The organism is Amycolatopsis sp. cmx-8-4 (genome assembly GCF_046548675.1).
Taxonomy (GTDB): Bacteria; Actinomycetota; Actinomycetes; order Mycobacteriales; family Pseudonocardiaceae; genus Amycolatopsis.
In genome coordinates this window covers 135,666-148,473 of sequence record NZ_JAEBDZ010000003.1, presented here as the reverse complement: position 1 = coordinate 148,473, position 12,808 = coordinate 135,666, and the positions used below count along the sequence as shown (strand labels likewise).

The window sequence follows — 12,808 nt, the reverse complement described above, 5'->3', positions numbered from 1 at the left end:
CACTTTCGCCGTGAAAGTGGCGGCTCTGGTGTCACTTGATACCGGTCAGATCACGTTCGCGTCACGAGCAGAGTACGGTGTTCGTGATGCGAAGCGCCTCCGCAGAACTCGACGAGGCCACCGGTTCGCTGCCGGTGGCTCGGCCCGTCACCCGTCCGTGGATCCTCCCGGCGGGTGCCGCGGTGGCGTCCGCCGTGGTGTTCGCCCTGGTCAGCCGCCATCTGATCGATGACACGTACATCACGCTGTCCTACGCCAAGAACCTCGCCTTCCACGCGCACTGGGGCCTGATCGAGCAGGGCACGGCGAACACCGCGACGTCCCCGCTGAACGTGCTGGCCCTCGCCGCGGTCACGTTCGTCGTCCGCGACGCCGTGGTGGCCGCCGGGATCGTGTTCGTCGCCGCGCAGGTGGGGCTCGTGCTCGGGCTGCGCCGGCTGGCCGGGCGCGCCGGCCTGCCCCCGGCGTTCGGGCCCCTGACGTTCGCCTTGCTGCTGGTCAACCCGCTGCTGCTGTCGTCGGTCGGCCTGGAGGTGGCGCTCGGCGCCACCGGCGTCGTCTGGACGCTCGTCTACGCGGGGGAGCGCCGGCCGGGCCGGCTGGGGCTCGTGATCGGGCTGCTCGCGCTCGTCCGGATCGACCTGCTGCTCATCGCGCTCGTGGTGTTCCTGGCCCGCCGCGAGTTCTGGGACGGCATCTGGCGGACGGTCTTCGGCGCCCTCGCCGTGACGCTCCCGTGGTTCGGCTTCAGCTGGCTGGTGCTCGGCTCGGCCGTGCCGGACACCCTGGTCATCAAGATCAGCCAGCAGTCGTGGGGCCCGTTCAGCTTCACCAACGGCCCGCTCCTCTACTGGCGCAACTTCCCGGCCGCGGCCACGCTGTCGTTCCTGCCGCTGCTGCTCGGCGGCCTGACCGGGCTGCTCTGGCTCGGCCAGTTACGCCGCGGCTCGGCGACGGCCCGCCGCCTGACGCCGTTCGCGATGCTCGCCGTCGCGGGCGCGTTGCACTACCTCGCCTACAGCCAACTCGGCGTGCCGCCTTACCACTGGTACTATGCGCCGAGCATCATCGGCGCGACGATCTTCCTGGGCGCCTGCGTCACGGCGGCGCCGCACCGGGCGAAGCAGGCCGCGTGGACCGGCGCCGGCGCGGTGCTCGCCGCGAGCGTCGCGGTGTACGTGCTGCCGGGTGTCCCGCGCCAGTTCGCGCCGATCACCAGCAACCACGCGTCGACGACGGAGTACCGCGAGATCGGCCAGGAACTGGCGGCGATCGCCCACGGCCGCACGGTCGAGACGGCGGGCGAGGTCGGCGCGCTGGCGTACGCGTGCGACTGCGAGCTGGTGGACGAGTTCTCCGACCGCGGCGCGGTCGACCCGGCGATCGCCGAGACGAAACGCCGCAGCGGCGAGCTGGGCCGCGCGCTGCTCGAGGCCAACTTCCACAACTTCGACCACAGTGTCGCCCCGATCAGCCCGCAGCTGGTCCTGGCGACGACCCGCCACGCGCCACCGTCGACGGCGCTGGCGAGCTGGCGCATCGACTCGCCGTGGATGGGCCCGCAGAACCTCTACCTGATGCCCGCGCCGGCGTCCGGGAGCTGACCCGCCGGCGCTTTGTCCCCAGGCGACGGCAGATGTGGACAACTCGGCCCGCCGGCGGCTTCGAAGCCGGTTTCGCCGCCCGGCGCCGATAGACTGGAACTGGGCACGCCCCCCTGGAGGAGGGCGGGGGTGGGGCCCGCTCCGTGAGCTCAGCTCCGCAGCGCGGTGACGTCGAGGGTGAGCGTGAACTCGCGGCCGCCCATGCGCTTGCCGTACGTGAGGCCGAACGCGAAGCGGTCGACGACCGTTGCCGCGCGGGCCGTGAAGCCGTCCGGTGTCAGCGTGACCGCGGCGATCTCGCACTGGACTCGGCCTGGCGTCCCACGGACCGTCACGACGCCGTCCAGCAGCCAGCGCGCGCCGTCCTGGCGTGGGTGGCCCTCGGTGAACGTGATCACCGGGTGCTCGCGGCCGTGCAGGAAGCGGCGTGACTGCAGTTCGGTGTCGCGCAGCCGGTCGCCGGTCGCGAGGCCCGTGGCGTCGATCTCCGCCGTCACCAGCGACGCCGTGACCGGATCGCCGACGAGCACCGTGCCGCCGGCCAGCGGGAACTCGCCGGTCACCGTCGACATGCCGAACAGGTGCGTGCCGGACACGCCGACCCGGCACCGCGCCGGGTCCAGCCGGTACTCGCCGGGTGGCGGGATCTCGATCATCGGCGCGCCCACATCCGGTTCATCGTGCCCTCCCGCGCGAGCAGCACCTGGGTGACCACCTGGAGCACCACGAAACTCGCGATCGACAGCACCGTATCGAGCCCGGGCACGCTGTCCACCGGGAACGTGTACGCCAGCGCCACGCTCAGCCCGCTGTGCACCAGCCCGCCGACGCCCCAGATCACCGTCAGCACGCGCCAGACCCGGCGGAAGGACGGCGTGTCCGCCCAGCGCGCCTCCAGCGCGTCGGCGCGGTGCGGCACCAGCGCCAGCACGGCCTGGTACGTCGTCGGGCGGCGGCCCACCCACAGGCTCGCCAGCATCCAGACGCTGAACAGGATGCTGAACCACGCGCTCCGGACCAGCTGCAGCCGCGCGTCGCCGGTCAGCAGCGACGTCACCAGCCCGATCGCGACGACGAACAGCACGAACAAGCCCATGCCGTCGACCCGCCGGTGCCGCAGCGCCAGGTACAGCATCCGCAGCGCCGGCGGGAGGCCGCTGAACGCCAGCGCCCAGATCGGCGCGACGTCGAACGCCCGCAGCAGGTAGTACCCGCCGACCGGCGCGGCGATGTCGCAGAGCAGCGCGACGAGCGATTTCCCCATGCCCCGAGCCTCGCGGCCGGGTCGCGCCGGGGCCATCGTCGACCTGGCTCCTACGCATCCACCGTCCGGTTGATGCCGGCGATCAACCGCTTCCGGGTGAGCTTCACGCCGAGCAGCAGGCAGCCGACGGTCAGGGCGGTGTCGAGGAACGGCACGACGTCGACCGGCAGCGTGAACGCCAGCACCACGACGGCGCAGCCGAGCAGCACGCCGCCCACGCCCCACCAGAGGGTCACCGTGCGCCACAGCTGCCGGAAGCCCTCGTCGGCGGCCCAGCCGGCCTTGAGTTCGGCGGCGCGGGCCGGCTGGAGCGTGCAGATCGCCCGGAACAGGAACGGCCGCCGTCCGACGACCAGGCTCCCCAGCATCAGCCCGCCCAGCAGCAGCCCGACCCAGGCGCTGCGGACCAGCAGCAGCCGCGGGTCGCCGGAGATCAGCGCCACCGCGCCGTTGACCACGAGCATGGCCAGCACGAACGCGCCGATCGGGTCGATCCGGCGGTGCCGCACCAGGACGTACCCGGAGCGGATCGCCGGCGGCAGCGCGCTGACCAGCAGCGCCCACAGCGCGTCGACGTCGAAGGAGCGCAGGACGTAGAACAGGGCCATCGGGAGCGCGACGTCGCGCAGGAGCATCGTCAGCCTGGCGCGGTCACTCGAGGTGTTCGTCATGACGACAGTCTGTTTCGACGGCCGTCACGACACATCGGCTCACGGGTCGGGCGCGGATGGAAATCCGGCTCCACCCGCGGGTGGAGACCCCAGGAGAGATCTCAGATGGGGAGCTTGCGGAAGATCGGCCGCGGGACGTGCCGCAGCGCCGACATCACCAGGCGGAACGGCGCGGGCGCCCAGACCAGGTCCTTGCCCGAGCGCGCGGCCGAGACGGCGATCTCGGCGACCTGCTCGGCGGTCTGCGCCAGCGGGGCGTCCTTCATGCCCTCGGTCATCTTCGTCTTGACGTGCCCGGGGCGGACGACGGTCACCTTCGCGCCGTGCGGCGCGAGCGCCTCGCCGAGGCCCAGGTAGAAGCCGTCGAAACCGGCTTTGGTCGAGCCGTAGACGAAGTTGGACCGCCGGACGCGCTCACCGGCCACCGACGACAGCGCGATCACCGTGCCGTGGCCCTGGACCTTGAGCTTCTCCGACAGCGCGACGCCGACCGACACCGCGGCCGAGTAGTTCACGGTCGCCAGCTCGACGGCCTTCGCGTGGTCCTGCCAGAGCTCCTCGGCGTCGCCGAGCAGGCCGAACGCCACGACCGCGACGTCGATGTCGCCGCCTTCGAACGCCTTGTCCAGCACGCCAGGGTGCGACGCCAGGTCCTTCGCGTCGAAGTCGACGGTCGCGACCTCGGCGCCCTTGTCCTTCAGGCGCTGCGCGGCCGCGTCGAGCCGCGGCGAGGGCCGGGCCGCGAGCACGACCCGCAGCGGCTTCTCGGCCAGGTACTTCTCCGCGATCGCCAGGGCGATGTCGGAGGTGCCGCCGAGCAGCAGCAGGGACTGGGGGTTGCCAACGGCGTCGATCACAGTGCGAGCCTCCGGCTCATGTCAGAGGCGAAAACGCCTTCGGGGTCCACGGCGGCGCGAACCTTGCGCCACTCTTCGAGCCGCGGGTACATCTTCGCGAACGTCTCGGGCGAGGTGCGCGAGTCCTTCGCGGTGTACAGCCGCCCGCCGAGTTCGAGGACGTCGTCGTCGAGCTCCTGGCAGAACCGGCTGAGCCCGTCCTTGATCGGGAAGTCGACGCAGACCATCCAGCCGGGGTGCGGGAACGACAGCGGCGCCGCGTTGCCCTCACCCATCCGCTTGAACACGTTGAGGAAGGAGACGTGCCCCGACTCGGCGATCTTCTTGACGATCTTCTCGAGCGGCTCGGCCGCGCCCAGCGGCGTCGAGAACTGGTACTGCAGGAAACCCTTGGAGCCGTAGGCCCGGTTCCACTCGCCGAACATGTCCAGCGGGTGGTAGAAGGCGGTCAGGTTCTGGATGACGCCGTGGGCTTCCTTCGGCGTCTTCCGGTAGTACAGCTCGCCGATCGTGCCGAAGGTCAGCTTGTTCGCCAGGCCGTTCGGGAAGACGTCCGGCAGCGTCGCGAGCTGCGGAGCGTCGAACTTCAGCGGGTTGGCGCGCAGCTTCGGCGGCAGTTCGTCGAGCTTGGCGAGCGAACCGCGGCCGAAGGCGGCGCGGCCCAGCTTCGAGCCGGTGGAGATCGTGTCGAACCACGCCGAGGAGTACGTGTACTTGTCGTCGGAGCCGTTGCTGACCAGCTCCAGCGTCTCGTCGAGGTTGTTCGTGCGCTCGTTGTCGGCGAGGAAGTACGCCGTCTCCGTCTTGGTCATCCGGATCTTGGCCCGGACGATGATGCCGGTCAGGCCGATGCCCGCCACGGTCGCCCAGAACAGCTCGGCGTCCGGGCCTTCCGGCGTCAGCGTGCGGACCTTGCCGTCCGCGGTCACCAGGTCCATCGACACGACGTGGTTGCCGAAGCTGCCCGCGCTGTGGTGGTTCTTGCCGTGGATGTCGTTGGCGATCGCGCCGCCGATCGTCACCTGGCGCGTGCCCGGCAGCACCGGGACCCACAGGCCGTACGGCAGCGCCTCGCGCATCAGCTGGTCCAGGCTCACACCGGCGTCGAGGTCGACGAGCGCCGAGTCCGGGTCGATCGAGTGGATCCGGTTCAGGGCCGTCATGTCGATGACGAGGCCGCCCGCGTTCTGCGCCGGGTCGCCGTAGGAGCGGCCGAGGCCGCGGGCGATGACACCGCGCTCGCCGGCTTGGGTAACGGCCCGCGCGATGACTTCGACGTCTGCGGTGCTCAGCACGTCGGCGGTGGTCGGTGCCGTCCGCGCCCAGCCCGTGAGCGTGCGACGCTGTGTGTCGAGTCCTGGGGTCACCCGACCAGGGTAGCCACGCCGAACGACGCCCGGAACGTGACCCTGAAGTGCTCGCTTCTACACTTTGCGCATCAAGGCACAAGCGCCCGCGCGGGTGACCATGACTCAGGCAACGAGGTAAAGCAGTGGTGGCGACCGATCCGCAAGCTGAGGTACAAGCTGCGCAGCCGTCCTCAATCGGACTGCTCGGGCAGCTGATTCGCTTCGCCCTGATCGGTGGCTTCTGCGCCCTGATCGACCTGGGTACGTACACGCTGCTGACCCAGGTGGCCGGGATGGCCGCTTCACCGTGGGTCGACATCGCGCGCGCTATCAGTTTCATCGTGGGCACGACCACGGCGTTCTTCCTGAACCGCAAGTTCACCTTCTCCGGCGGGCGGCGCGACGGGAAGACGCAGGTCGGCTCGTTCGTCCTGCTCTACACCGTGACGTTCTTCGTCGCGGTCGGGGTGAACCAGCTGATGCTGCAGGTGCTTCCGGAGTCCGCGTGGCAGCACACCCTGTGCTGGGCCGTGTCGCAGGCCACCGCCACCGTGATCAATTTCGTGATGCTCAAGTGGGTCGTCTTCCGCGAGCCGTCGACTGAGGAGAACTGAGGAACTTCATGCCCGGTAAAACAGCTACCCCGGCGCCGACCACCCAAGCCGGCGCGGCCGCCGAGACGCGGTTCACCGAGCACACTCCGCAGGGTCGCCTGACGGCGCAGCGCGGGCTCTACGCCGGCCCGGCGCCGATCGTCAGCAAGGACCTCTACGCCGAGCTCGAGTGGGGCTCGGCCGTGCGGGAGCGTGCGGCGATCAGCCTCGAGCCCGCCTCCAAGGTCTCGGGCAACACGTATTTCGGGCGGTTCCCGGCGTCCTACTGGCAGCGCTGGACCACCGTCACCGAAGTCTCGGTCGAGGCCGTCGTCACCGGTACCGGGCTGCTGTCGATGGGTGCCTCCGACGTCGAAGGGGAACCGCGGGTCATCGAGGCCGAGCAGGTCACCGACGTCACCCAGCACAAAATCGCCCTCACCGGGAAGCTGGACAAGTTCTACGACGGCGGCGCCCTCTGGCTGGACCTGGAAACCGAAGGCGGCCAGACCCTGCGCGTGGAGCAGGTCCGCTGGACCGTCGAAGCCCCCGAGACGATCCGCCCGACCGCGGTCACCATCTGCACCATGAACCGCGCCGACGACTGCCTCAAGAACCTGCAAGCGTTGGCCGCCGACGTCTCCTCCCTCGACACCCTCGACGCGATCTACGTCGCCGACCAGGGCACCGACCTCGTCGAATCCCGCGACGGGTTCGACCAGGTCGTCAAGGACCTCGGGGAGAAACTGCACTACATCAAGCAACCGAACCTCGGTGGCGCCGGCGGGTTCACCCGCGGCCTCTACGAGGTCGCCGGGCACACCGCCACCGCCCACGCCAACGTCCTGTTCATGGACGACGACGTGCTGCTGGAGCCGGACCTGGTGATCCGGATGACGGCGTTCTCCAACCGCGCCGCCAACCCGATCATCGTCGGCGGGCAGATGCTGAACCTGTTCCACCCCAACCAGCTCCACGTCGGCGCCGAATACGCCCGCCTCAACACCCTCGAGCCCGGTCAGCCGGTCGAGCACTCGCTGACCACCGCGGACCTGCTCGGGGTGGACGAGGAGACGCTGAAGCCGAACCGGCAGGAACGCCGTCTCGACGCCGGGTACAACGGCTGGTGGTCCTGCCTGATCCCGTACGAGGTGGTGCAGGCCACCGGGTACCCGATGCCGTTCTTCTTCCAGTGGGACGACGCCGAGTACTCCTACCGGGCCCGCGCCCACGGTTTCCCGACGGTGACGCTGCCGGGGGCGGGGGTGTGGCACGCGGACTTCCACATGAAGGACTGGGACGAGTGGCACCGCTACTTCAACCTGCGCAACTCCATCATCACCGCCGCGCTGCACTCGCCGTTCAACCTGAACCTGCTCTCCCGGGTGCTGCTGGCCCAGCTGGTGCGGTACCTGCTCGGGATGCAGTACGGCCTGTCGGCGACGCTGATCAAGGCCGTGGAGGACTTCCTCGAAGGCCCTGAAGTCCTGCGCGACGGTGGCGTGGAAGCGATGAAGGAGATCCGCCGGATCCGGGACCAGTACCCGGAGACCAAGCGCCACAAGGCCACCGACGTGCCGGGGATCGCGTCGAACGACATCGGCATCATCAACAGCGCGCCGCGGCCCAGCATGCAGCGCCTGGTGCTGATCAAGCGCGTGCTCGACCGGGTGCTCGGCCGCAGCCGCTTCGGGCTCGGCGCGGTGCCGATCGACGAGGCGAACTGGTGGCACATCGCCCTGTTCGACACGGCGGTCGTCACCGACGCGAACCAGGAAGGCGTCCGCGTCCGTTCCTACGACAAGGTCAAGATGTTCGACCTGGCCAAGCGCGGCGCGAAGGTCGTCCAGCGGCTGCGCAAGGAAGGCGCGGCGGTGCAGGAGCAGTACAAGCGCGCCATGCCGGAACTCACCTCGCGTGAGAACTGGAAGCGTCTGTACAAGCTCTGATCCAGGTGTCCCGAAGGCCGTCTCACGATGCGTCGTGAGGCGGCCTTCGTGCGTCAGGTGTGCATGCCGAAGATGTTGGTCTTCCGGTTGAGGTCGTCGATGTAGGCGGCGGCGACGTGGGCGAAGTTGATCGTCACCTCGGCGTCGTTCTTGGTGGTCACCGTGTCCACCGCGGCGGACTTCACCAGCTGGGGGAGCTTGCCCGCCAGCTTCCCGGATTCTTCGACGGTCAGTGCGAACAGCAGCGGCTCGCCGCCGGTGGCGAGGTGCAGCACGAGTGCGGGTTTCTGGTCAGCCATGCACCCATCGGACCAGCGGCGATCTTCGCGCGGCAAGCGAGTTCGCTGAGGGCGCAGCGGCTTCGCCGTCCGGCTGCGGTCCTCGCGTGCGGTGGACTACCGTTTCCCGGAGATCTGAAACCCGCGGGGGAGATGCAAGCGATGCCACACACGTTCTCGCTGTCGCTGGCGGCGGTGGACATCCTGATCGAACGCCTCGGTCTCGGCCGCGCGCCGACGCCGTTCGAGGTCCCGCACGTCGGCACGACCGTCGAGCAGCGGGGAATGATCCGCGACGCCGTCGTCCGCGACCTCACCGGGCGCGGGCTGTGGCAGCGCGGGCGCCTCGACGCGGACGTCGAGCTGGCGCTGGCCACCTTCGTCCGCGGCAGCCTGACCATCAGCGCGGTCGCCGAGCTGGGCGGCAAGCAGCTCTTCGCCCGCGTCGCCTCCGACGGTCAGTTCGCCGTGCTCGCGAAGCAGGACGAGAACCTCATCGTCTTCGAAGAGGTCCGCCCGACGGGCATCGTCCCGGCGATCGTCGACCTGCTGCCGCTGACCCCGGCCGCGCCCGGCCAGTCGGTCACCATCTCGCGCCCGGCCGAGCAGCCCCGCCAGCAGCGGCGCGACGACGCGTACGACCCCTTCGCCGGCGTCAGCGGCCCGCGCTCGCACAGCGGCGCCGGCGGTCCGCAGGTCCGGATGATCGAGCGTGTCTTCCAGGAGCCGAAGAAGCGCATCGGCCAGTTCACGGCCCAGACCCGCGGCGGCACGTTCCCCCCGCTGGCCTGGTTCGACACGGAGCAGGGCCGCTGGCTGATGTCGTCCCGCCGATCCGACGACGGCCAGCGCTGGATCACCTACGCCCCCGCCGACAACGCCCGCCTGGCCCAGCAGCTGTACGCCCAGCTCGAAGGCCAGTTCTGACCCCTGCGGAACCTTCGGCGGCGGCCGCGCGTCACAGGTGAAGATCGGTGAACGGCAGTTGCGCAGGGTACCCGGCTAGTAGACTCCCGGGTGCACACGCACGGGCGAAGCGATACGGGGTGGAACAGCGATGTTGATAGCCGACGGCGGCGGTGGCGGCTCGTTCGCGGACATAGTCAACCCGCTCTCCTCGGGCAGCATGAGCGAGGCGATCAAGGGCGTCACCGCGGAGACCCAAAAGCTGGTCGACGCCGCCAAGGGCGGCGGTTTCAAGATCACCCCCGAAGGCGTGAAGCCGATCCGTGACGCGCTGAACGACCTGGTCACCGACCTGCGCCACTTGGACAAGGACGTCGTGGTCCTGAACCAGACGCCGCAACTGGGGAACCACCCGTACGGTCACACCGTCGCGAGTCACGACCAGAAGGGTGCGGCGGACGCGGAAGGCTCTGCCGGCGTTGCGCTGTCCCAGCTCCGCGAGGTGGCCAAGCAGGCCGACGAGGCGCTGGCCCGGGCCGCGGGTCAGTACACCGAGGCTGAGAACACCGCTCTCGACAGCCTGAAGTCCAAGCCGTAGGGAATGATGAAACTCCTCGCACGCGCTGCGTTGCCCGTCGTCGCGGGCGTCTTCTTGCTGGCCGGCTGCACCAGCGCCCAGAACGGCACGGCCACGCCGGCGAATTCGGAGTCGGCCGCGCCGACCTCCGACAGTTCGAGCACCGCGGACCCCAGCAGCGCCACGACTACCGCTCTTGAACCGTGCACTTTGCTGACGGCTGCCGACGTCAGCCCGTACAGCACGTTCGGCGACGCCGAGGAGAAAAAGCTCGGCGGAGCGCGGATCTGCGGTTATGAGAACAAGACCACCACGGCGAGCGAAGAAGGCATGACCATCACCGCCGCCATCCGCGACGACGTCCCGCTCGACGCGGTCGTCGACACCGGTGGTGGCATCAAGGACCTCCAGGTGAACGGCCGCAAGGCCAAAGAGGCGTCCAGCACCGCGCCGCTCGGCTGCACGGTCGCTCTCGGCGTCGGGGACAAGGCGCGAGTGGACGTGAACGTCACGTCGGTCAACACCGTCGAGAGGGCCTGCCAGCTCGCCGAGGACGTGGCCACGAAGATCGTCGAGCCGCGGTTGCCGAAGGGATAGGGGACCCAGATGAGCACGCGACAGCAGCCTCCGGCGCCCAAGACGCCGGACAAGACGCCGCAGCAGGTCCAGGACATGGCGCCCGCCGACCGGGATGCCTACCTCCAGCAGAAGGCCGACGAAGGCGTCGACCCCGGCAACTGGCTCTTCGGGCCGCTCCAGCAGTGGATCGCCCAGCAGCAGGCCAAGAACCAGTCCCAGGAGATGGGCGACAAGAACGTCGCGGAGGCCACCAAGGGCCGCGACGTCGACTACGTCTCCGGCCTGAACGCGCCGAACGCGGACTACAAGGGCAGCGACCACGCTCAGCTCCAGGCGTACCTGCAGAGCAACCTGAACGTCGAGCAGGTCTCCGATGTCTCGACCGCGTACCACCAGGTCCACCAGGTTTTCGACAAGTTCGCCACGTCGATGAACACCGCCGTCAACTCCTCCAAAGGCACCTGGGAAGGGCCTGCCGCGGAGAACGCGCAGTCCTACTTCACCAGCCTCGGCAAGTGGTCCGACGCCAACTCGCAGAACGCGAAGCTCGCCTCGGAGACCATCTACGACCAGGGCCAAGCCGCCTCCACGGCCAAGAACTCGATGCCCGCCCCCATCCCGTTCAGCTGGACCGACGAGATGAAGAACTGGGCGACGTCCAACCCTTTCAGCCTGCCGGACAACGTCGACAAGTCGTTGCAGAAGCAGAAGGACAGCCAGGCGGCGCACGACCAGGCCGCCAGTGTGATGTCGACCTACGACAAGAACCTCTACGAGGCCGCGTCGAAGCAGCCCGCCTTCGCGCCGCCGCCCAGCTTCAGCACCGGGGGCGGCACCGGTGACCCGACCGGCGGTGGCGACAAGGAAGGGATCAACAACCCCTCCGGCGTCACCATGCCGGGCTCCGGCTCGGTGAACACGCCAGGCGGCAGCAACGGCAACAACTCCACCGGCAACAACTCCACCGGCAACAACTCGACCGGCAGCAACTTCACCGGCGGCAACGTCCCCGGCCCCAACGTCACGCCGCACATCTCCGGGCCCGGCTCGACCACGGGCGCCGGGATCCTGCCGGCCGGGACCACCACGCCGTCGGGCTTCCAGCCGGGGGCCGTGCCGACCGGGTCGGCGGGGAACCCGAACACCTCCATGGGCGGCATGCCGATGAGCCCGATGCCGATGGGCGGCGGCATGGGTGGCGGCTTCGGCGGCGACGAGGCCTACAACTCCAAGCTCGGCGGCGGAGCGGGCGGCGGTGGCCGGGGCGGTTCCGGCTTCGGCCCTGGTGGCTCGGGCTCCGGCAGCGCGACCGGCGCGGGCGCCGCCTCGGGTGCGGCCCGGCCGGGTGGCATCGGCGCGGCCGAAGCGGCCGCGGGGCGCGGTATGGGCGGCCTCGGCTCGGGCAGTGGCGCAGCGGGCCGCGGCGGGATGGGCGCGGGCGGCATGGGCCGCGGCCAGAAGGGCGAGGGCGACGAGGACACGGAGCACTCGCGCCCGACGTACCTGGTCGAGGGCGACCCCGACGAGGTTTTCGGCACCGACATGCGCACGGCCCCGCCGGTCATCGGCGAATAACAGCGACGCGAAACGCCCCGCACCTGGTGTGGGGCGTTTCGCGTCCACGCTGGTCACGGAACCAGTAACCTTCCCCGCGCGTCGGACTGCGGGGAGGCCGGGATGACACCTGAGGAATGGCTGGCGAACTTCGAGACGAAGATCGCCGACGTCCGCGAGAAGGCCGAAGAGTTCCGCGTCGGGCTCGAGGCCGCCGGCACGACCGTCGCTTCGCCCGACGGGACGATCCACGTCGGGGTCGCGCCCAACGGTTCGCTGACCGACCTGCGGCTCACCGACGCCGCGGTCGCCGGCAAGTCCGGGGCCAAGCTCGCCGAGGAGATCCTCAAGCTCGCCCGCAGGGCGCAGCGCGACGCCGCGGTCAACGTCGCGGCCGCGTTCGCGCCGCTGGGCGGGGACTCCGAGGCCATGCACATGGTCACCGGCTACGTCCCGTCGGCGGAACCCGAGGAGCCGCCGGCGCCCGAGCCGATCCGCGAGCGACGGCTCTGGCAGCACGAAGAGCCGGAAACGCCACCGCCACCGCCACGCCGTCCGACGCGCCCGCCGCGCGACGACGATGACGACTTCGGCGGCTCCGCGATCATGCGCCGCGACTGAGGGGAC

The 12,808-nt window shown here is 70.0% G+C and carries 14 protein-coding genes; 8 read left to right on the top strand and 6 right to left on the bottom strand.

Annotation, left to right across the window (positions count from 1 at the left end; translation table 11 throughout):
• Nucleotides 1–86: 86 nt before the first annotated feature.
• Nucleotides 87–1,604 carry a hypothetical protein gene (locus ACLJQZ_RS06750; RefSeq protein ID WP_410619218.1) on the top strand — a complete coding sequence of 506 codons (1,518 nt, stop codon included), beginning with the start codon at nucleotides 87–89 and terminating at the stop codon, nucleotides 1,602–1,604.
• A gap of 149 nt (nucleotides 1,605–1,753) precedes the next feature.
• Here ACLJQZ_RS06750 and ACLJQZ_RS06745 read toward each other — a convergent pair whose 3' ends face one another.
• The 5 genes from ACLJQZ_RS06745 to ACLJQZ_RS06725 all read right to left on the bottom strand — a co-directional run bounded on the left by ACLJQZ_RS06745 (nucleotide 1,754) and on the right by ACLJQZ_RS06725 (nucleotide 5,763).
• On the bottom strand, nucleotides 1,754–2,260 hold the full coding sequence (locus ACLJQZ_RS06745) for a YceI family protein (protein WP_410619217.1): 507 nt from the start codon (nucleotides 2,258–2,260) through the stop codon (nucleotides 1,754–1,756).
• The gene (locus ACLJQZ_RS06740; protein WP_410619216.1) at nucleotides 2,257–2,868 is read right to left on the bottom strand and encodes a VC0807 family protein; all 612 of its coding nucleotides are present in this window, start codon (nucleotides 2,866–2,868) and stop codon (nucleotides 2,257–2,259) included. Before ACLJQZ_RS06740 ends, ACLJQZ_RS06745 begins: the two co-directional genes overlap by 4 nt.
• Before the next feature lie 50 nt (nucleotides 2,869–2,918).
• Complete coding sequence (locus ACLJQZ_RS06735; RefSeq protein ID WP_410619215.1) at nucleotides 2,919–3,539, bottom strand: VC0807 family protein; 621 nt, start codon at nucleotides 3,537–3,539, stop codon at nucleotides 2,919–2,921.
• Between the two features lie 101 nt (nucleotides 3,540–3,640).
• Nucleotides 3,641–4,396 carry a decaprenylphospho-beta-D-erythro-pentofuranosid-2-ulose 2-reductase gene (locus ACLJQZ_RS06730; RefSeq protein ID WP_326956319.1) on the bottom strand — a complete coding sequence of 252 codons (756 nt, stop codon included), beginning with the start codon at nucleotides 4,394–4,396 and terminating at the stop codon, nucleotides 3,641–3,643.
• Nucleotides 4,393–5,763, bottom strand: a complete 1,371-nt coding sequence (locus ACLJQZ_RS06725) for an FAD-binding oxidoreductase (RefSeq protein ID WP_326945615.1) — start codon at nucleotides 5,761–5,763, stop codon at nucleotides 4,393–4,395. Before ACLJQZ_RS06725 ends, ACLJQZ_RS06730 begins: the two co-directional genes overlap by 4 nt.
• A gap of 125 nt (nucleotides 5,764–5,888) precedes the next feature.
• On the opposite strand from ACLJQZ_RS06725, the gene ACLJQZ_RS06720 reads away from it, so the two are divergent.
• Nucleotides 5,889–6,359: a GtrA family protein gene (locus ACLJQZ_RS06720; RefSeq protein WP_410619214.1), complete on the top strand. Its 471-nt coding sequence runs from the start codon at nucleotides 5,889–5,891 to the stop codon at nucleotides 6,357–6,359.
• A gap of 8 nt (nucleotides 6,360–6,367) precedes the next feature.
• Nucleotides 6,368–8,287: a glycosyltransferase gene (locus ACLJQZ_RS06715; protein WP_410619213.1), complete on the top strand. Its 1,920-nt coding sequence runs from the start codon at nucleotides 6,368–6,370 to the stop codon at nucleotides 8,285–8,287.
• A gap of 53 nt (nucleotides 8,288–8,340) precedes the next feature.
• Here the strand turns inward: ACLJQZ_RS06715 and ACLJQZ_RS06710 are convergent, their stop codons facing one another.
• Nucleotides 8,341–8,586 (bottom strand): hypothetical protein, encoded by a 246-nt coding sequence (locus ACLJQZ_RS06710; protein WP_410619212.1) that lies wholly within the window; start codon nucleotides 8,584–8,586, stop codon nucleotides 8,341–8,343.
• A gap of 141 nt (nucleotides 8,587–8,727) precedes the next feature.
• Between ACLJQZ_RS06710 and ACLJQZ_RS06705 the strand changes: the two genes are divergently transcribed.
• The 5 genes from ACLJQZ_RS06705 to ACLJQZ_RS06685 all read left to right on the top strand — a co-directional run bounded on the left by ACLJQZ_RS06705 (nucleotide 8,728) and on the right by ACLJQZ_RS06685 (nucleotide 12,802).
• On the top strand, nucleotides 8,728–9,492 hold the full coding sequence (locus tag ACLJQZ_RS06705) for an ESX secretion-associated protein EspG (RefSeq protein ID WP_410619211.1): 765 nt from the start codon (nucleotides 8,728–8,730) through the stop codon (nucleotides 9,490–9,492).
• A 130-nt stretch (nucleotides 9,493–9,622) separates the two neighbouring features.
• Nucleotides 9,623–10,069 carry a hypothetical protein gene (locus ACLJQZ_RS06700; protein WP_326945619.1) on the top strand — a complete coding sequence of 149 codons (447 nt, stop codon included), beginning with the start codon at nucleotides 9,623–9,625 and terminating at the stop codon, nucleotides 10,067–10,069.
• 6 nt (nucleotides 10,070–10,075) lie between these two features.
• Nucleotides 10,076–10,645 carry a DUF3558 domain-containing protein gene (locus ACLJQZ_RS06695; protein ID WP_410619210.1) on the top strand — a complete coding sequence of 190 codons (570 nt, stop codon included), beginning with the start codon at nucleotides 10,076–10,078 and terminating at the stop codon, nucleotides 10,643–10,645.
• Nucleotides 10,646–10,654: 9 nt separating this feature from the next.
• The gene (locus tag ACLJQZ_RS06690; protein ID WP_410619209.1) at nucleotides 10,655–12,202 is read left to right on the top strand and encodes a hypothetical protein; all 1,548 of its coding nucleotides are present in this window, start codon (nucleotides 10,655–10,657) and stop codon (nucleotides 12,200–12,202) included.
• Between the two features lie 102 nt (nucleotides 12,203–12,304).
• On the top strand, nucleotides 12,305–12,802 hold the full coding sequence (locus tag ACLJQZ_RS06685) for a YbaB/EbfC family nucleoid-associated protein (protein ID WP_410619208.1): 498 nt from the start codon (nucleotides 12,305–12,307) through the stop codon (nucleotides 12,800–12,802).
• Nucleotides 12,803–12,808 lie beyond the last annotated feature (6 nt).